Source organism: Kitasatospora sp. NPDC059795, from assembly GCF_042732175.1.
Taxonomy (GTDB): Bacteria; Actinomycetota; Actinomycetes; order Streptomycetales; family Streptomycetaceae; genus Kitasatospora.
This window is the reverse complement of record NZ_JBHWID010000012.1, coordinates 200,780-218,625: the sequence shown is the minus strand read 5'-3', so window position 1 is coordinate 218,625 and position 17,846 is coordinate 200,780. Positions and strand designations below refer to the sequence as shown.

General features: G+C 73.4%; 19 protein-coding genes. 7 read left to right on the top strand and 12 right to left on the bottom strand.

Annotated elements, in window-relative coordinates; translation table 11 throughout:
* Positions 1-80: 80 nt before the first annotated feature.
* On the top strand, positions 81-959 hold the full coding sequence (locus tag ACFV4P_RS24510; protein ID WP_380474491.1) for a hypothetical protein: 879 nt from the start codon (positions 81-83) through the stop codon (positions 957-959).
* A 58-nt stretch (positions 960-1,017) separates the two neighbouring features.
* A complete protein-coding gene (locus ACFV4P_RS24505) occupies positions 1,018-1,458 on the top strand; it encodes a nuclear transport factor 2 family protein (RefSeq protein WP_380474489.1) in 441 nt (146 codons plus the stop codon).
* A 10-nt stretch (positions 1,459-1,468) separates the two neighbouring features.
* Here ACFV4P_RS24505 and moaA read toward each other — a convergent pair whose 3' ends face one another.
* On the bottom strand, positions 1,469-2,458 hold the full coding sequence (gene moaA, locus ACFV4P_RS24500) for a GTP 3',8-cyclase MoaA (protein ID WP_380474487.1): 990 nt from the start codon (positions 2,456-2,458) through the stop codon (positions 1,469-1,471).
* A gap of 209 nt (positions 2,459-2,667) precedes the next feature.
* The gene (locus ACFV4P_RS24495; RefSeq protein ID WP_380474485.1) at positions 2,668-3,711 is read right to left on the bottom strand and encodes a zinc-dependent alcohol dehydrogenase family protein; all 1,044 of its coding nucleotides are present in this window, start codon (positions 3,709-3,711) and stop codon (positions 2,668-2,670) included.
* Positions 3,712-3,833: 122 nt separating this feature from the next.
* On the opposite strand from ACFV4P_RS24495, the gene ACFV4P_RS24490 reads away from it, so the two are divergent.
* A complete protein-coding gene (locus tag ACFV4P_RS24490; protein ID WP_380474483.1) occupies positions 3,834-4,820 on the top strand; it encodes a DEDDh family exonuclease in 987 nt (328 codons plus the stop codon).
* Positions 4,821-4,842: 22 nt separating this feature from the next.
* Positions 4,843-5,646, top strand: a complete 804-nt coding sequence (locus ACFV4P_RS24485; RefSeq protein ID WP_380474481.1) for an SURF1 family protein — start codon at positions 4,843-4,845, stop codon at positions 5,644-5,646.
* On the opposite strand, the gene ACFV4P_RS24480 is transcribed toward ACFV4P_RS24485, so the two are convergent.
* Complete coding sequence (locus ACFV4P_RS24480) at positions 5,636-7,915, bottom strand: SpoIIE family protein phosphatase (RefSeq protein WP_380474479.1); 2,280 nt, start codon at positions 7,913-7,915, stop codon at positions 5,636-5,638. The two genes, ACFV4P_RS24485 and ACFV4P_RS24480, sit on opposite strands and share 11 nt — an antisense overlap.
* Before the next feature lie 193 nt (positions 7,916-8,108).
* Here ACFV4P_RS24480 and ACFV4P_RS24475 point away from each other — a divergent pair, with 193 nt between their 5' ends.
* Complete coding sequence (locus ACFV4P_RS24475; protein ID WP_380474477.1) at positions 8,109-9,080, top strand: right-handed parallel beta-helix repeat-containing protein; 972 nt, start codon at positions 8,109-8,111, stop codon at positions 9,078-9,080.
* Between the two features lie 42 nt (positions 9,081-9,122).
* On the top strand, positions 9,123-9,878 hold the full coding sequence (locus ACFV4P_RS24470; protein ID WP_380474475.1) for an SDR family oxidoreductase: 756 nt from the start codon (positions 9,123-9,125) through the stop codon (positions 9,876-9,878).
* Positions 9,879-9,928: 50 nt separating this feature from the next.
* Here ACFV4P_RS24470 and ACFV4P_RS24465 read toward each other — a convergent pair whose 3' ends face one another.
* From ACFV4P_RS24465 to ACFV4P_RS24425, 9 genes are all read right to left on the bottom strand, one after another.
* Complete coding sequence (locus ACFV4P_RS24465; RefSeq protein WP_380474473.1) at positions 9,929-10,558, bottom strand: alkaline shock response membrane anchor protein AmaP; 630 nt, start codon at positions 10,556-10,558, stop codon at positions 9,929-9,931.
* Positions 10,555-11,076 (bottom strand): DUF6286 domain-containing protein, encoded by a 522-nt coding sequence (locus tag ACFV4P_RS24460; RefSeq protein ID WP_380474471.1) that lies wholly within the window; start codon positions 11,074-11,076, stop codon positions 10,555-10,557. The genes ACFV4P_RS24465 and ACFV4P_RS24460 overlap by 4 nt, the downstream gene beginning before the upstream one ends.
* A 65-nt stretch (positions 11,077-11,141) precedes the next feature.
* Positions 11,142-11,477: a hypothetical protein gene (locus ACFV4P_RS24455; RefSeq protein ID WP_380474469.1), complete on the bottom strand. Its 336-nt coding sequence runs from the start codon at positions 11,475-11,477 to the stop codon at positions 11,142-11,144.
* Positions 11,474-11,665: a hypothetical protein gene (locus tag ACFV4P_RS24450; RefSeq protein ID WP_073814653.1), complete on the bottom strand. Its 192-nt coding sequence runs from the start codon at positions 11,663-11,665 to the stop codon at positions 11,474-11,476. The genes ACFV4P_RS24455 and ACFV4P_RS24450 overlap by 4 nt, the downstream gene beginning before the upstream one ends.
* A gap of 38 nt (positions 11,666-11,703) precedes the next feature.
* Entirely contained in the window at positions 11,704-12,180 is a 477-nt protein-coding gene (locus ACFV4P_RS24445) for an Asp23/Gls24 family envelope stress response protein (RefSeq protein WP_380474467.1), read from the bottom strand.
* 165 nt (positions 12,181-12,345) lie between these two features.
* Entirely contained in the window at positions 12,346-13,146 is an 801-nt protein-coding gene (locus tag ACFV4P_RS24440; protein WP_380474465.1) for an enoyl-CoA hydratase/isomerase family protein, read from the bottom strand.
* 264 nt (positions 13,147-13,410) lie between these two features.
* Positions 13,411-13,644: a helix-turn-helix domain-containing protein gene (locus tag ACFV4P_RS24435; RefSeq protein WP_043912348.1), complete on the bottom strand. Its 234-nt coding sequence runs from the start codon at positions 13,642-13,644 to the stop codon at positions 13,411-13,413.
* A 319-nt stretch (positions 13,645-13,963) separates the two neighbouring features.
* Complete coding sequence (gene abc-f, locus ACFV4P_RS24430) at positions 13,964-15,562, bottom strand: ribosomal protection-like ABC-F family protein (RefSeq protein ID WP_380474463.1); 1,599 nt, start codon at positions 15,560-15,562, stop codon at positions 13,964-13,966.
* A 282-nt stretch (positions 15,563-15,844) separates the two neighbouring features.
* Complete coding sequence (locus ACFV4P_RS24425; protein WP_380474461.1) at positions 15,845-16,756, bottom strand: hypothetical protein; 912 nt, start codon at positions 16,754-16,756, stop codon at positions 15,845-15,847.
* A 189-nt stretch (positions 16,757-16,945) separates the two neighbouring features.
* On the opposite strand from ACFV4P_RS24425, the gene ACFV4P_RS24420 reads away from it, so the two are divergent.
* Positions 16,946-17,836, top strand: coding sequence for a neutral zinc metallopeptidase (locus ACFV4P_RS24420; RefSeq protein ID WP_380474459.1), 891 nt, complete (start codon positions 16,946-16,948; stop codon positions 17,834-17,836).
* Positions 17,837-17,846 lie beyond the last annotated feature (10 nt).

Below are 17,846 nucleotides of genomic sequence, written 5' to 3'. Positions count from 1 at the left end.
CCGCCGCGCACCCCCGCGGCGTGGCCCGCGACCGCACAATTCGCTGGTCGCCGCAGGCCGGCACCGGCCATGCTCTTCCCATGGCCGACCGAGCGAACTTCGTCATCGTCCGCGAGAGCGGCGAGTTCGAGCTGTACCTGTCCCGCTTCGGCGCCGTCGGCATCGACCTCGACCTCCTCGCGGGCCCGGCCGAGACCCTCGCGATGGTCGAGGGGCTGCGGCGGGACGACTGGTGGCTGGACGACGGGATCTGCCAGGGTGCGGCGCTGATCGATCTCGGCCGCAGGGTCCTGCTGCTGTTCGTCTGGGAGGGTCCGACCGTCGGGCTCCGGCGGCGGGCGGTGGCCATGGAGCTCCTGCGGGAGGCGTGGGCGGGCTGGGAAGTCCGCTGGCTGTACGACGGCAACGCCGAGGTGCGCGCCCATCTGGGGCTGGACCCGGAGTTCGTGCGGGACCGCGAAAGCCCGGTCTGCCCGGGGCCGTTGCTGGCTCCGGACGACGAGGACCTGACGGACCCGGAGCCGATGGCCGCAGTGGTGACGCTCGGCCCGGAGCAGGCTTTCGTGGTGGCCAATATCGCCGACCACCCGATCCGCGAGGGCGCGGCCCTGCTCGACCGGCTGGCGGACGCCCCGGAGCACGGCGTGTGCCGGGTGGCGGCCGAGGCCGGCGTGCACCTCGACCCGGTGCGACGCCACGTCGGCTGGTGGACGTCGGGAGCGGTGCCGGAGGCGTACGCGATGCCGGAGCGATGGCCGGGGTGGACGGTCGAGTTCTGGCAGGACCGCTGGGAGGAGCACGTCCGACACGCCCCCGGCCGGTTCCAACCGCAGCGCCAGGAAGCCGAGTTGACGCGCCGAGAGATCCTGGCGGAGGTCGAGGAGCGACGCCTGCGGCAGCCGTCACCGCCGGCGCCGCACTGGCCGCAGGCAACAGCCGACCCCGGCCACTCGGGCTGAAGCCCCCAGACCCCCGCCCGCTGACGGCACGTCACGCCGCACGCCTACAGTGAGGTCCGTGAACGATCTCCCCGCGCCCGGTCGGCACGCCGTAGAGAGCCTGATCGCCCGCTACGCCGAGCTGGTGGACGACGGGGACTTCGCCGGCCTCGGCGCGCTGCTCGCGGACGCCACCTTCACCGGCAGCGGCGAGCCCGTGAGCGGGCGGGAGCCGATCGAGCGGATGTTCCGGGACATGCTGATCGTCTACGCCGACGGCACCCCGCGCACCCAGCACATGACCACCAACCTCGCCGTCGAGGTCGACGAGCAGGCGGGCACGGCGACCGCCCGCTGCTACGTCACCGTGTTCCAGGCGCTCCCCGAACTGCCCCTCCGGCCCATCGTCTGCGGCCGCTACCAGGACCGCTTCGAACGCCGCGAGGGGCAGTGGCGTTTCACGGAGCGGCGCTTCCGCGCAACGCTGGTCGGCGACGTGAGCCGCCACCTCCGGAGCTAGTGCCGCGGCACTAGCCGCCGATCGCCGACATCGGCCGCTCGGGCTGAAGGAACTCCGGGGCATCGATGCCCGCGCCGGCCTTCTTGCCCCACATCGCCGCCCGCCACAGCTCGGCCAGCTCCGCGTCACTCGCGCCGGCCCGCAGCGCGCCGCGCAGGTCGGTCTCGCCGGTCGCGAACAGGCAGTTGCGGACCTGGCCGTCGGCGGTGAGGCGGGTGCGGTCGCAGGCGCGGCAGAACGGGCGGGTGACGGAGGCGATGACGCCGACCGTCGCGGGGCCGCCGTCCACCAGCCAGCGTTCGGCGGGGGCGGCGGCGCGCACCGCGGACGGCTCGGGCTCCAGGGTGAAGCGGGTGCGGAGCAGCGCGAGGATCTCCTCCGCCGTCACCATCTGCGAACGGTCCCAGCCGTGTTGGGCGTCCAGCGGCATCTGTTCGATGAAGCGGAGCTGGTAGCGGTGTTCGATCGCCCAGGCCAGCAGGTCGGCCGCCTCGTGGTCGTTGACGCCGCGCATCAGGACGGCGTTGAGCTTGACCGGTCGCAGCCCGGCGGCCTCGGCCGCTGCCAGCCCGTCCAGCACGTCCTGGTGCCTGCGCCGGCGGGTGAGCCGCACGAACGTATCCGGGTCCAGCGTGTCGATGGAGACGTTGACCCGGTCGACTCCGGCGTCCCGCAAGGCGGTTGCCACCCGGGCGAGGCCGATGCCGTTGGTGGTGAGCGAGATCTCGGGGCGCGGGTCGAGCGCCGCGCACGCCGCGATGATGGGGACGAGCCCGGGCCGCAGCAGCGGTTCGCCGCCGGTGAACCGGACTTCCCGCACGCCGAGGTCGCGAACCGCCAGCCCGACCAGCCGGACGATCTCCTCGTCGGTGAGCAGGTCGTCCCGGCCGAGCCAGCTCAGGCCTTCCTCCGGCATGCAGTAGGTGCAGCGCAGGTTGCACCGGTCGGTGAGGGAGACCCGCAGGTCGACGGCCTGCCGTCCGTAGGTGTCGAGGAGCATCCCGGTCCCGCCCTTCCTCGGAAGCCACACCGGCCCGGCCGCCGGGGTGGCGGCCGGGCCAGCTTAACCGGGCGGCGATCGACGGCGATCGGCGTCGGTCCGCCCCGAGGCCGGTGAACGAACGGACTTCCGGTTCGGCGTCCTTCGCGGCGTCGACCTTCTCGCGGGCCGGCCAGGGCCAATCCGTCAATCCGTCAATCCGTGAATCGTCAGAAGGCGATGCGCACCTTCAGCGCCGTCCGCTCGTCCATCGCCCGGTAGCCCTCGGGCACCCCGTCCAGGTCGACGGTCAGGTCGAACACCGGGCTCGGGTCGATCGCGCCGGACAGCACGTCGGGCAGCAGCTCGGGGATGTACGCGCGGGCCGGGGCGACGCCGCCGCCCACCCGCACGTTGCGGTCGAACATCTGGCGGATGTCGACGCCCGCGCTGCCGCCGTGCGGCACGCCGACGTAGCCGACCCCGCCGCCGTCGCGGGCGATGGAGATCGCGGTGCGCATCGACTCCTCGGTGCCGACGGCCTCCAGCACGGCGTGCGCACCCCGGCCGCCGGTCAGTTCGCGGACCGCCTCGATCGCCGCGTCGCCGCGCTCGGGCACCACGTCGGCGGCGCCGAAGGTGCGGGCGATCGCGGTGCGGCCCTCGTGCCGGCCGAGGGCGATGATCCGGCCGGCGCCGAGCCGCCGCGCGGCCAGCACACCGCACAGGCCGACCGCGCCGTCGCCGACCACCGCGACGGTCGCGCCGGGGCGCACGCCCGCCGACACCGCCGCGTGGTGCCCGGTCGCCATCACGTCGGACAGCGCCAGCAGCGCCGGCAGCAGCTTCTCGTCGCCGGCGGCCTCCTTGGGCAGCTTCACCAGCGTGCCGTCCGCGAACGGCACCCGGACCGCCTCGCCCTGTCCGCCGTCCGAGCCGGGGATGCCCCAGAACCCGCCGTGCGGGCAGGAGGTCTGCAGGCCCTCGCGGCAGTACTCGCACACGCCGTCCGACCAGACGAACGGGGCCACCACCAGGTCGCCGACTGTGAGATCGCGCACCTCGGGGCCGACCTCCTCGACGAAGCCGAGGAACTCGTGGCCGATCCGCTGGCCGGCCTGACGCTTGGCCACGCCCCGGTACGCCCACAGGTCGCTGCCGCAGATGCAGGCGTTCAGCACCCGCACCACGGCGTCGGTGGGCCGCTGGATCCGCGGGTCCGGCACCTCCTCGATCCGGATGTCCTGGGGGCCGTGGATCACGGTGGCGCGCATGAGGGTTGTCCTTCGCTGCAGAGGTCGGATGCCTGGTTCGCACCCACTTGCCACTTTAGAACGGTCGCCCGAGTGACCGATCCGTCCGGAGCCGTCCCTCGTTCCCCGTAAAGTGGTGCGCTATGTACGCGCCATTCCCCACCTCGCCGCTCCCGGCACAGCGCACCGGCCCCGGCGGGGGCACCGGGCGTGGCTTCGCGGTGGTCGACGTGGAGACCACCGGACTCGGGCGCTCGGACCGGGTGATCTCGGCGGGCGTCTACCAGCTCGACCCGGACGGTGAGGTCACCGACCACTGGTACACCCTGGTCAACCCTGAGCGGGACCCGGGCCCGGTCTGGATCCACGGCCTGACCAGCGACGTCCTGGCGGGCGCGCCGACCTTCCCGGAGGTCGCCGCCGAGTTGGCCGAGCGGCTGCGCGACCGGGTGATGGTCGCCCACAACGCGCTGTTCGACTGGAACATGATCTCCCGCGAGTTCTCCCGGGCCGGCCTGCGCGCCCCGGTCGAGCAGCGGCTGTGCACCATGGTGCTGGCCCGCGACCTGCGGCTGCCCCTGCCGAACGGCAAGCTCTCCTCGCTGGCCGCCCACTTCGGGGTGAGCCAGCGCCAGGCGCACCACGCGCTGGACGACGCCCGGGTGCTCGCCGAGGTGTTCCGCCCGTCGCTGGCGCTGGCCCGCGACGGCGGGGTGCCGCTGCCGCTGACCACCTGCGTGGCCGTCACCGACCTCGGCGAGGGCGACGCCGCCCCGGCCGGGCCGTCCCGCGGCTCCTGGGGCAGCTCGTACCGTCCCGCCCGCAAGCGCCCGGCCTGCCCGTACCCGAACCCGGGGCGCTGGAAGGACGGCTCGCCGCTGGTGCAGGGCATGCGGGTGGCGATCACCGGCGACACCGCCACCGACCGCGAACTGCTGGAGGACCGGATGATCGAGGCGGGCCTGCACATCGCCTCCTCGGTGAGCCGGCTCACCAGCCTGCTGGTCACCAACGAGCCCACCTCGTGGAGCGGCAAGGCCCGCAAGGCCCGCGACTACGGCACCCCGGTGGTCGGCGAGGACGCCTTCCTGCAGCTGCTGCGGGAGGTCGCGCCGCACCCCGGTGCGTGACGCGACGGTAAGGAGGATTAGCGTGCCGGGTGTGTACCGATTCCTGCTGTCCGTGCGCTGGGCGGTCATCGTTCTGCTGGCGCTGGTGCTGATCCCGACCATGATCCGGCTGGGTTTCTGGCAGTACCACCGCCACGAGGCCCGGGTGGCCCGCAACGACCTGGTGGCCCAGAACCTGGGCAGCCCGCCGGTCGCCTTCGACTCGCTGTCCTCCCCGGGCTGGTCCGTTCCGGGCGGCGAGGTGTGGCGCACCGTCACCGCCCAGGGCCGCTACGACGCCGCGCACGAAGTGGTGATCCGCGGCCGCACCGAGCCGGGCGGCAGCTCCATCGGCTACTTCGTGATCACCCCGCTGGTGCTCTCCGACGGCAAGGGCTCGGTGCTGGTCAACCGCGGCTGGGTGGAGTCCGCCGCGGACGCCGCCAGCCTGCCCGCCGTGCCCGCCCCGCCGGACGGCGAGGTGACGGTGACCGGACGGCTGCGCGCCGACGAGACGTACGCCGCGCTGGGCGCGAAGAACCGCGGCGGCATGCCCGACCGCATGTTCAAGGTGATCAACAGCGCGGAGCAGGCCAAGTACTCGGGCGCCACCGTGCTCGGCGGCTACCTGGAACTGGCCTCCTCGCAGCCCGCCGGCGGCGCCGCCCCCGAGCTGCTCGCCGAGCCCGGCCACTCCGACATCGGCCCGCACATGGCGTACGCCATCCAGTGGTGGCTGTTCACCACGCTGATCCCGGTCGGCGTGGTGGTGCTGGCCCGCCGCGAGGCCAAGCAGCAGACCGCGAAGCCCGCCGAGGCGGAGGAGCTGGTCGGCGCTACCAGCTGAGCGACGGCGGCGCGAGCCGCTGCTCGGCCCAGATGGTCTTGCCGGTGCGGGTGTACCGGCTGCCCCAGCGCTCGGTGAGCTGCGCGACCAGGTACAGGCCGCGGCCGCCCTCGTCGGTGAGCCGGGCCCGGCGCATCCGCGGCTGGGTGGCGCTCGGGTCGGACACCTCGCAGGTCAGCACCGAGGAGCGGATCAGCCGCACCATCACCGGCCCGCCCGCGTACCGGATCGCATTGGTGACCAGCTCGCTCAGCACCAGCTCGGTGGTGAACACCAGCTCGCCCAGCCCCCACTGCTCCAGGGCCCGGCTGGCCGCCTCCCGCACCACGGCGACCTCCGACGGGTCCGCCTCGATGGTCCACGCGACGGTGTCCTCCGGCAGGACGGAGCGCAGCCGGGCCAGCAGCAGCGTCACGTCGTCGCTCTGCTCGGCGGTCGCCAGCTCCGCGACGATCCCCCGTCCCGCGGCCGCCAGGTCACCGTCCAGGTCGGCCGCGGCGAGCTGCGCGGCCAGCTGCTCCATGCCCTCGTCGACGTCGCCGCCGTTGCCGCCCTCGATCAGCCCGTCGGTGTACAGCGCCAGCACGCTGCCCGCCCGCAGCGCGCACTCGGCGGCCTCGAACGGCAGCCCGCCGACGCCCAGCGGCGGCCCCGGGTTGACCGGCAGGTACTCGACCCGCCCGTCCGGGTGGACGATCGCGGGCGGCGGGTGCCCGGCGCTGGCGGCCTGGCAGATCCCGGCCACCGGGTCGTAGACGGCGTACACGCAGGTCGCCCCGGACGGGTCGGCGACGCCGCGTTCGCGTTCCTCCTCGCTGCCCTCGACGACCAGCTGCGACACCAGGTCGTCCAGGTGCACCAGCAGCTCGTCCGGTTCCAGGTCCAGGTCGGCGAGGGTCCGCACGGCGGTCCGCAGCCGGCCCATGGTGGCGCTGGCCTGCAGCCCGTGGCCGACCACGTCGCCGGCCACCAGGGCGACCCTGGCCGAGGAGAGCGGGATGACGTCGAACCAGTCGCCGCCGACGCCGGTCGCCGTGTCGGTGGGCCGGTAGACGCTGGCGGTGGTGGCGGCGGGCACGGTCGTCTCGGCGGGCGGCAGCAGGCTGCGCTGGAGGCCGACGGCGGCCCGGTGCTCGCGGGTGTAGCGACGGGCGTTGTCCAGCGCGAGCGAGGCCCGGGCGGCGATCTCCCGGAGCAGGTCGAGGTCCTCGTGCTGGTAGGGGCCCTCGACGGGGTCGCGGTGCACGGTGACCCGGCCGAGCGGCCCGCTGCGGGCCTGCAACGGCGCGCTCATCGACGGCGGGTCCGCGACCGACCCGGCGGGCGCACCGAGCACCTCCCGGCCCAGCGGCCCCAGCGGCCGGTCGTCGGTGCGCGGCACCCCGGCGGTGGCGGTCCGCCGGACGGTCAGCCGGCCGTCCGCGTCGGGCAGCGGCTCGTCGCCGCTGAACACGGCCTCCGCGATGTCCACCTCGACGCGGTCGCCGAGCCCGGGCACCAGCACCCCGGCCAGGTCCTCGGCGTTGCCCGCCACCGACAGCGAACCGCCGACGGCCGCGGTGGCCCGGTGCAGCACGTCCGCCCGCCGCCGGTACCGGTGCAGCTCGGTGACGTCGCCGAACAGCGCCGTCACGCCGATCACCGCGCCGTCCAGGGCCTGGAGGCGGAACGCCTGGATCTCCATCACGGCCCCGCCGTGGGGGTTGCCCCGCGGGCGGATCCGCAGCGCGGTGCGCACCACCGGCTCCCCGGTGGTGATCACGTGCCGCAGGATCGCCTCGGCGGCGTCGGCGTCGTCGGGCTGCAGGTAGTCGTGCAGTTTGTGCCCGGCCAGGCCGTCCGGCAGGTCGGTGAAGGGCAGCAGGTGGGTGTTGGTGCGCAGCAGCCGCAGGTCGGGGCCGAACACGGCGAGCCCGAGCTGGTCCTGCAGGAACAGCTCCCGGGTGAACGCCTCGTCCTGCCGCCGCTGCGCCACCATGTCCGCGGGGGTGGCCAGCACCAGCGCCCGGACCTGCCCGCCCTCGCCGGCCAGCGGCAGCACCTGGTAGGCGACCTCCAGCGGCACCCCGCTGCCGGTGCGCAGCCGCACCTCGCCGGCCCCGCGCTCCAGCGCCCGCTCCTCCACGCCGTCCGCCAGCAGCTCCCGGGCGGGACGGCCGGTGACCTGCGCCGCGTCCAGGGCGAGCAGCTGCTCGGCGGCGGCGGTCCACCCCACGACGAGTCCGTCGCCGTCGACCAGAGCGGCCGCGACGCCGTCGATGCTCGGCAACCGCCGACTTTCCATGGGCTGCACCTCGGGTGGGTGGTCCGGTCCCCCCATCTTCGAACGGTTCCCGGTCACGCGCCATTGACACCCGGCCGCGGCGACGGTCGGCGCGGGGCCATTGACGACCCGTATTGGTCCAGTCCACATTGGCGGTGCAGCTGTCCTGATCCGCTCTTTCCCCCCACTGGGAGCGCGCATGACGCATCGCATCCGCCTCGCCCTCGCCCTGTCCCTGGGCGCCGCCGGCCTGGTCCTTCTGCCGACCCCGGCCGGCGCCGCCGGCACCGTCACGGTCTCCACCGGCAAGGAACTCCAGGCCGCCCTGAACGCCGCCGTCCCCGGCCGGACCATCCAACTCGCCGACGGCACGTACACCGGCAACTTCAAGATCACCGTGCCGGGCACCGCCGCCGCCCGGATCACCCTCACCGGCTCCCCCCGCGCGATCCTCACCACCTCCACCGGCGGCGGCTACGGCCTGTCACTGAACGGCGCGTCCTACTGGACCGTCCAGGGCCTCACCGTCACCCACGCCCAGAAGGGCATCGTCCTCGACGCCTCCGACTGGGTGGTGCTCGCCGGGGTGACCGTCCACCACACCACCATGGAAGGCGTGCACTTCCGCACCTCCTCCAGCCACGGCGTGCTCCGCGACTCCACCGTCCACGACACCGGCACCGCCCACGACGGCAAGGGCGAGGGCGTGTACGTCGGCACCGCCAACACGCTCACCGACCGTAGCGACTACGTGCAGATCCTCGGCAACGTGATCGGCCCGAACATCGGCGGCGAGAACGTCGACCTCAAGGAAGGCACCACCGGCGGCCTGGTCTCCGGCAACCGCTTCGACGGCAACGGCCTCACCGACGTCAACTACGACGACTCCTGGGTCGACGTGAAGGGCAACGGCTACGTCATCGAGAACAACACCGGCGTCCGCACCGTGAACGACGGCTACCAGACCCACAGCCAGGCCCCCGGCTGGGGCTGCGGCACCGTCTTCCGCAACAACCGCTCCGACCTCACCGGCGCGAGCGGCGCCAACGCCGCCAAGTACGCCATCGACGTCACGAACTACGACCGCACCGCCTGCCCGGTCACCGTCACCGCCGACAACACCGTCACCGGCCCCGCCGCCCTGACCAACCCCGGCATCCCGGTGGGCTGACCCCCCGTCACGCCGTCCGGCCGACCGTACAGAATGGTCGGCATGGATCTCGGACTCAAGGACAAGGTGTTCGTCGTCACCGGCTCGACCCGGGGACTCGGCCACGCCACCGCCGAACAACTGGTCGCCGAGGGCGCCCGCGTCGTCGTCACCGGCCGCACCGAAACCTCGGTCGCCGCCGCGGCCGACGCCCTCGGCGACCACGCGTACGGCGTGGCCGCCGACAACGCCGACCCCACCACCCCACAGCGCCTCATCGACGCCGCGACCGGCCGCTTCGGCGGCTTCGACGGCATGCTCATCAGCGTCGGCGGCCCCGCCGCCGGGCCGGTCGCCACCGCCAGCGACGAAGCCTGGGGCGCGGCCTTCGACTCCGTCTTCCTCGGCGCGATCCGGCTGGCCCGCGCCGCCGCCGAACGCCTGCCCTCCGGCGGCGTCATCGCCTTCGTCCTCTCCACCTCCGTCCGCCAGCCCATCCCCAACCTCGGCATCTCCAACGGCCTCCGCCCCGGCCTCGCCATGGCCGCGAAGACCCTCGCCGACGAACTCGGCCCCCGCGGCATCCGCGTCCTCGGCCTCCTCCCCGGCCGCATCGACACCGACCGCGTCCGCGAACTCGACGCCCTCGCCCCCAACCCCGCCGCCGCCCGCGAAGCCGCCACCGAAACCATCCCCCTCCGCCGCTACGGCACCCCCGCCGAGTTCGGCCGCACAGCCGCCTTCCTGATGTCCCCGGCCGCGTCCTACCTCACCGGCGTCATGCTCCCGATCGACGGCGGAGCCACCCGAGGGCTGTAGAGCACAACCAGGGGCACATGGGGGGGTACCTCCCGCCCCCGCCTGCGGTCTCAGCGCACCCGCGGGGTCTTGTGGCGGTTCTTGCGGGGGCGGGCCACCCGGAGGCGGAGTTCGGCGGGGAGGGAGGTCAGGCCCAGGGAGTGGCGGGCGTGTTCGACCGGGCCGGTGCGGTAGGCGTGGACGAGGGCGGCGGTGTCGGCGTCGGGGGTGAGCCGCAGTGCGGTGTGCACCTCGGGGCGGCGGGCGGCGCCGGTGACCCGGACGGTGACCCGGTCGACGTCCGGGAGGGCGATGGCCTCCGTCTCGATCGCGTCCTCGACGGCGCGGCTGCGCACGTGCAGCGCATAGTGCGGCTGCCCGGGGGCGGCGGGCGACGGCAGGTCGACGCCGGCCGGGCCGCCGCGCCGCAGTTGCGAGAACAGCCACCACAGCCCGCCGACCAGCACCAGCGCGGGCACCGCGATCGCCACCGGCCACCACCAGCCCTGCTCGGTCCAGCGGGTGCGGCTCGTGGTGCTGAGCACCGGCTGGTCGGGCGAGGTGAGCGGCCACCGGCTCGGCGGGGTGATCCCCAGGCGCCGGTACACGTCCAGCCCGCCGAGCAGCACCAGCGCCCCGCCCACCAGCAGGAGGAGTCCGACGACGGCCAGGACGGTGCGGTTGACGGCGCGTCGGCTCATCGGGGCGGCTCCAGCTCGGCGAGTTCACTACGGCGGCGGCGGTCCCGGACGGGCCGGGTGCGGACGTCCAGCCGGTGCGGGCCGGCCAGTGGGATTCGGGCCAGTTCGGCCCGCAGGTCGCGTTCCACCCCGGCCGGGTCGGTGGTGCCGCCGACCGTCACCCGGGTGCGCCGCCGCCCCACCTTCACCTTCCAGGAGTGCAGGTCGGAACGTTGCTGGGCCCGCCGCGACAGCATCGCCGCGACAGCACTGCGGTGCATCGCCGTCCCGCGCGGCTCCAGCGCCAGCCAGCCGCGCAGCCCACGCCGGAACGCCAGCGCCAGCAGCACCAGCCCGAGCAGCGCCGCGCCGGCGGCGAAGCCCAGCACCCACGGGTCGTCCAGGTGCCGGGTCTCCAGCTGGTGCGCCAGGTCCTGCCGCCACGGCCGTGCCTGCCCACCGGCCCGCACCGCGATCACGTCGTACAGCAGCATCCCGGCGGCCACCACCACGACGGCCACCACCAGAGCCGTCACCACCGCGCGCTCCGATCGCAGCCACCGCACGGCGCCTCGGCCGCGCGCATCCACCCGCGTCGACCCGCTCACCGCAGCCCCGCCGGGTGCAGGCCGTCCACGATCACCTCGGCCGAGACCACGGGCGTGCCGGTCAGCTCGACGACCCGCTCGCACGCGGCGTCCCGCACCGTCCGGGCCAGCGCCGCCACGTCGCACGGGAACGGCAGCTCCACGTGCAGGGTGAGCCGGACCCGGCCGTGCGCGTAGAGCGCCGACACCTTCGGCTGCGGCACCGGATCCGGGCGGCCGCGCCACGCCGGGGCGAGCGCGTCGGCGGCGGCGCGGGCCGCGATCCGGCGGTACACCCGGTCGGCGATCTGCTCACTGCCGCGCTGCGCGGGCGGGCGGGCGACCGCCGTCAACGCCGCCGGTCCCGGCCGCGCAACAGCTCGCCCAGGTCACCGATCTCAAGGTCACCCTCGATCAGCCGACCCACCACGAACCCCACCGCGCCCAACGCCGCGACCAGCAGGAACGCGGCGAAACCGCCGAAGTAGCCGGCGAAGCCGAGAGCCATGCCGGCGAGCAGACCCACCAACGCCAGGTTCATCCGCCGCTCCTTCGCGGTCCGTCTCCGTCAGGAAAAGCTCACTGCACCCGCGGGCGCCGCCCGGAGGACGAGAGTTCCTCTTCCTCCTCCTCGTCCGGCTCGTCCGGCAGGTGGACGTCGTTCACGGCGATGTTCACCTCGACGACCTCCAGGCCGGTCATCCGCTCCACCGCCTCGATGATGTTCGCCCGGACCTCCGCGGCCAGCCGCGGAATCACCACGCCGTACTCCACCACCAGCGCGATGTCGATGGCGGTCTGCTTCTCGCCGACCTCCGCCTTGATCCCGCGCCCCACACTCGACTTCCCCCCGGGCACCCGGTCCCGCATCGCCCCGAACGTCCGCGAGAACCCCGACCCCAACGCATGGATCCCGGCCACCTCCCGGGCCGCCATCCCCGCGATCTTCTCCACCACCCCCACCGCGAGCGCCGTCCGCCCACGCTCACCACTCGACTGCGTCTCCGTCACGTTCTTCTGCAGATCTGCGGGCGTGGGTGTGTGGGGCTGCGCCATGTCGGGCCTCCTGATGTCCGGGTCCAGCTATATCGCAAATCACCCCAACCCTGACATTTCGCCACGCAACACGCTCGCCGGAGGGGGTACGAAAAGGGGCGCGGGGACACCTCCCGGCCCGCCAGGACCGAGAGGTGCCCCCACGCACCCCTGGTTGTGCGCCCGCTACATCCCCGCGATGTCCCGAAGCCGGCGCGCTTGTGCCTCGCGTTCCGCAGCCCGCTGCTGGTCGTACGTCCGGTCGCCCGCGCCCTGGAGGAGGGCCTTGGTCTCGATCACGGCGTTGCGGGGCGCGGCCAGCAGCGCGGCGGCGAGGTCGGCGGCCGTCGCGGCCAGCTCGGACGCGGGGACGGCGACGTTGGCGAGGCCGGTGGCGACGGCCTCCTCGGCGCCCACGCGGCGGCCGGTGGCGCAGATTTCGAGGGCGCGGGCGTAGCCGACGAGGTCGCTGAGGGGCTTGGTGCCGGTGAGGTCGGGGACCAGCCCGAGGGAGGTCTCCTTCATGGCGAACTGGACGTCCTCGGCGACCACGCGGAGGTCGCAGGCGAGGGCGAGCTGGAAGCCGGCGCCGACGGCGTGGCCCTGGACGGCGGCGACGGTGATCAGGTCGGCGCGGCGCCACCAGGTGAAGGCCTCCTGGTAGAAGGCGATGGCGTCGTCGAGTTCGGCGTCGGAGGAGGCCGCGAGCTGGAGGAAGGAGGTCTCGCCGGGGATGCCCTCGGGGGTGAACATGGCGCGGTCGAGGCCGGCGGAGAAGGAGGAGCCCTCGGCCCGGAGGAGGGCGACCCGGACGGTGCCGGGCAGGGCGCGGCCGATCGCGGCGAGGGCGCGCCACATGGCGGGGGTCTGGGCGTTGCGGCGCTCGGGGTCGCAGAGCGTGACGGTGGCGAGTTCGCCGTCGAGGTCGAGGCGGACGCCGGCCTGTTCCCACGCGGTGCGGTCGGCGTCGGGAATGTGGGTGGTCATGGCGGGGCTACCTCCAGCGACAGGGCAGGGACGCCCGCCGACCCCGACGGGCTACTGGAGAGTAACAAAGCACTGGATCGGCGTACAGGAATGCCGGTGGAATGCTCGCGAATTAACGGACGCAAGGGCCCGGAAACGGCGGTCGGCGGCTCGGGAGAACCCGGCCGCCGATCCGTGTGGAACGTCGTGCATTGCGAGCAGCGTGCTGGTTGCAGCAGGGGCGGTCGGGCTGCTCGAGCGCCGCCCGCCGGAGCTGATGGACCGTCAGGAACCGGCGGCCGCAGCGGTTTTGCCCTTGCCGCGAGTGGCGCCGCCACGACCTCGAAGGTTGACCCCGGACTCGCTGAGCATCCGGTGGACGAAGCCGTAGGAACGGCCCGTCTCCTCCGCGAGGGCGCGAATGCTCGCGCCGGAGTCGTACTTCTTCTTGAGATCGGCCGCGAGCTTCTCACGCGCGGCGCCTGTCACCCGGCTGCCCTTTTTCAGAGTCTCGGCCACCCGTGCCTCCTCGTAGAGGTGATCAGTCAGATTCCCATGATCACCCATTGCAAGGCTCCTGGCCACCCATTCGACAAGGTCCGTCGTGGGAAAGCGGGCGCGTTCGGTGGTGTTCGCTCCGCACCAGGGCGCTCACGGAGGGTGTGCGCGCCCCTCCGTGATTCGTTCCGGTGAGCGAATCCGCTGCTCAGCCCGGGCGGGCCGGGCAGCGGCGGCCCGGGCGTACAGAGCCAACGGGTGCGCCCGTTCGGGCGTTCCCGAAGTGGACGGTGGACCAGTTCTTCTCGTACCGGCGACGGATCCGGCGTCTACACGCGGTTCAGGCGAGCGACACCAGGTCGTGGTAGGCGGGGCTCCACAGGTCCTCGACGCCGTCGGGGAGCAGGATGATCCGCTCCGGCTGGAGCGCGTCGACCGCGCCCTCGTCGTGGGTGACCAGGACGACCGCGCCGGTGAAGGTGCGCAGCGCGCCGAGGATCTCCTCGCGGCTGGCCGGGTCGAGGTTGTTGGTGGGCTCGTCGAGCAGCAGCACGTTGGCGCTGGAGACCACCAGCGACGCCAGCGCGAGCCGGGTCTTCTCACCGCCGGAGAGCACCCCGGCCGGCTTGTCGACGTCGTCGCCGGAGAACAGGAAGGAGCCGAGGATCTTCCGGATCTGCACCAGGTCGGTGTCGGGGGCGGCGGAGCGCATGTTCTCCAGCACCGTGCGCTCGGGGTCGAGCGTCTCGTGCTCCTGGGCGTAGTAGCCGACCTTCAGGCCGTGGCCCGGGATCACCTCGCCGGTGTCCGGCTGCTCCACACCGGCCAGCATCCGCAGCAGGGTGGTCTTGCCGGCGCCGTTGAGGCCGAGGATGACGACCCGGGAGCCGCGGTCGATCGCCAGGCCCACGTCGGTGAAGATCTCCAGCGAGCCGTACGACTTCGACAGGCCCTCGGCCGTGAGCGGGGTCTTGCCGCACGGGGCCGGGTCGGGGAAGCGCAGCTTGGCGACCTTGTCGGACTGGCGGACCTGCTCCAGGCCGGACAGCAGCTTCTCGGCGCGGCGGGCCATGTTCTGCGCGGCGACGGTCTTGGTGGCCTTGGCGCGCATCTTGTCGGCCTGCGAGTTGAGGGTCGCGGCCTTCTTCTCCGCGTTGGCGCGCTCGCGCTTGCGGCGCTTCTCGTCGTCCTCGCGCTGCTGCTGGTACTGCTTCCAGCCCATGTTGTAGACGTCGATGGCGGAGCGGTTGGCGTCCAGGTAGAAGACCTTGTTGACGACCGTCTCGACCAGGTCGACGTCGTGCGAGATGACGATGAAGCCGCCCTTGTAGGTCTTCAGGAAGTCCCGCAGCCAGGCGATGGAGTCCGCGTCGAGGTGGTTGGTGGGCTCGTCGAGGAGCAGGATGTCGGCGTCCGAGAAGAGGATCCGGGCCAGCTCGACGCGGCGGCGCTGACCACCGGAGAGGGTGTGCAGGGGCTGGCCGAGGATGCGGTCGGGCAGGCCGAGCGCGGCGGCGATGGTGGCGGCCTCGGCCTCGGCGGCGTAGCCGCCCTTGGTGAGGAACTCGGTCTCCAGCCGGGAGTACTTCTTCATCGCGTTGTCGCGGGTGGAGCCCTTGCCGTTGGCCATCCGCTCCTCGTTCTCGCGCATCTTCTTCAGCACGGTGTCGAGGCCGCGGGCGGAGAGGATGCGGTCCCGGGCGAGCACGTCGAGGTCACCGGTGCGCGGGTCCTGCGGGAGGTAGCCGACCTCGCCGGAGCTGGTGACGGTACCGCCGGCCGGGAGGCCCTCGCCGGCGAGCACCTTGGTGAGCGTGGTCTTGCCCGCGCCGTTGCGGCCGACCAGACCGATACGGTCGCCGGGGGCGATCCGGAAGCTGGCGGACTCGATCAGGATGCGGGCGCCGGCACGGAGTTCCAGGGCGTTCGCGGAAATCATGGCTGGGGTCACTCCTAGACGTGGGTATGGCACTCAGCCATTCGCTCCAGTCTACGGGAGGGCCGAACCACCCCGACGGGCGAGCACGACGGGTGCGAAAACCGAGGCGCGTGGGGGCACCTCCCGGCCCGCAAGGGCTGGGGAGAACTGCGCGAGGCGGAAGTCACCCCACCGCAAGATCGCGACGCAGGACAATGACCTGCACGTGCTCGCGACCTCACGGACGGGCCTCGCGCTTGTCGCGCAGTTCCCCGCCCCCATCCGCTCGCGTCTCGCGGAACGCTACTTCTCGCAGGCCGGGCCGACCGCCGCGAACGGCACCGCCGGGCCGCAGCCGCTCTCCCTCGCGCCGCGGGTGGTGTCGTACACCCAGGTGCCGATCACCGGGCCGTCGTCGACGGCGATCCGGTGGCCGTCCAGGGCGCGCATCACCACGTCGGGGCCGGTGTTGAGGAAGTTGCCGGGCGCGGTGAGCGAGAACACCATGACGCCGCCGGGCAGCTGGCGGGCGCCGGCGCTGCTGGTGGGCGGGCAGACCCGGGGGATCAGCGCCGCGTCGTCGCTCTGCGCGGTGCGCGCCGGGTCGAAGGTGCAGCCCGCCGGGGGGCGGGAGTTGAAGCGGAGGTCGCCGTCGCGGTCGCGGAAGCCCATCAGCAGGCCGGGGGTGACCACGGTGATGAACGCGTCGGCGTTCGGGTCGGCGGACGGGTGCAGGACGGTCGCGGCGCGCTGCACGGCGAGTTGCTGGCGCTGCTCGTCGGTGCGGTCGGCCGCGCCGGGCTCGCCGTCGGCGCGCAGCCAGTCGGCGAGGCCGGGGACGCCGCGGTGCCAGCGCACCGAGTGGTCGGCCGGGTTGACCGAGGTGACCATGCCGTCGTCCCAGACCACTGCGGCGTCCTCGCCGACCATGGTCAGGTGGAGCGCGGTGCTGCCGTCCCGGCGGTAGGACCACAGGTGCTCGCCGGTGGTGCGCGAGTAGGCCTCCACGCCGGGGCCGGTTCTCAGCTGCAGGTCGCCGGCGCCGGTCGACTGCGCGCCGACGGGGCTGGCGTCCGCCACTCCGGGCAGCACCTTGTCCCCGAACGGCTGCGGGCGGTTGGCGTGCGCCGCTGCGCCGGCCGCGAGGACCAGCAGTGCGGCGGCGGCGGGCAGGACCGATCGGGGCGACAGACTGCGCAGCGGATTGAAGGACACGGCCGGAGCGTACCGTCCGACCCTGACGGAATTCAGCTGGATTCGAACGCGCCACGCCGCCTGCGTGGGCGTGGTGCGGTTCCGACACCACCGTGTCCCACCTGCGTCGGCGGGACCCCTTCCGGTCGGGTCGGCCCGCTAGGGTACGGCTTCGACCGGCCGATGGACTGTTACAGAGGTGAGACAGGGATGCAATTCGACGACGACGCCCAGCTCGACGACTCGCAGGTGCAGGACCGCCGGGGCATTCCGGGCGGCGGGCTGGCGATCGGCGGTGGCGCAGTCGGCATCCTCGGCCTGGTGGTGGCGCTGGTGTTCGGCCTGGACCCGGGCCTGTTCAGCTCGTCGAACTCGCACAGCGCGCCGCCGCCCGGGAACGCCGCCGGCGGCTCGAACCAGCTGGGCGCCGACTGCAAGACCGGCGCGGACGCCAACAAGCGGCAGGACTGCCGGATCCTGGGCGTGGTGAACAGCGTGCAGAACTACTGGCAGGCCGAGTTCAAGGACCACGGCAAGCAGTACTCGCTCGCGCCGACCGTGCTGTTCACCGACCGGGTGCAGACCGCCTGCGGCCCGGCGACCTCCGCGGTCGGGCCGTTCTACTGCCCGGGCGACCACAAGGCCTACTTCGACCTCGGCTTCTTCAACGACATGGGCCGCCAACTCGGCGCCCAGGGCGGGCCGTTCGCCGAGGCGTACGTGGTGGCGCACGAGTACGGGCACCACGTGCAGACGCTGCTCGGCACGATGAACAAGGTCGGCAACGACCGGCAGGGCGCGGACAGCGCCTCGGTGAAGTTGGAGCTCCAGGCCGACTGCTACGCGGGCGTGTGGACGCACCACGCCACCACCACCCCGCAGGCCTCCACCGGCCGTCCGCTGATCACCAAGCTCACTGACGACGACATCGCGCGGGCGCTGGACGCCGCCGAGTCGGTCGGCGACGACCGGATCCAGAAGCGCGCCACCGGCAGCACCAACCCGGAGACCTGGACGCACGGCTCCTCCGCGCAGCGCACCCAGTGGTTCACCACCGGCTACCGGAGCGGCGACCCGAACAAGTGCAACACCTTCGGCTGACCGGCCCGGT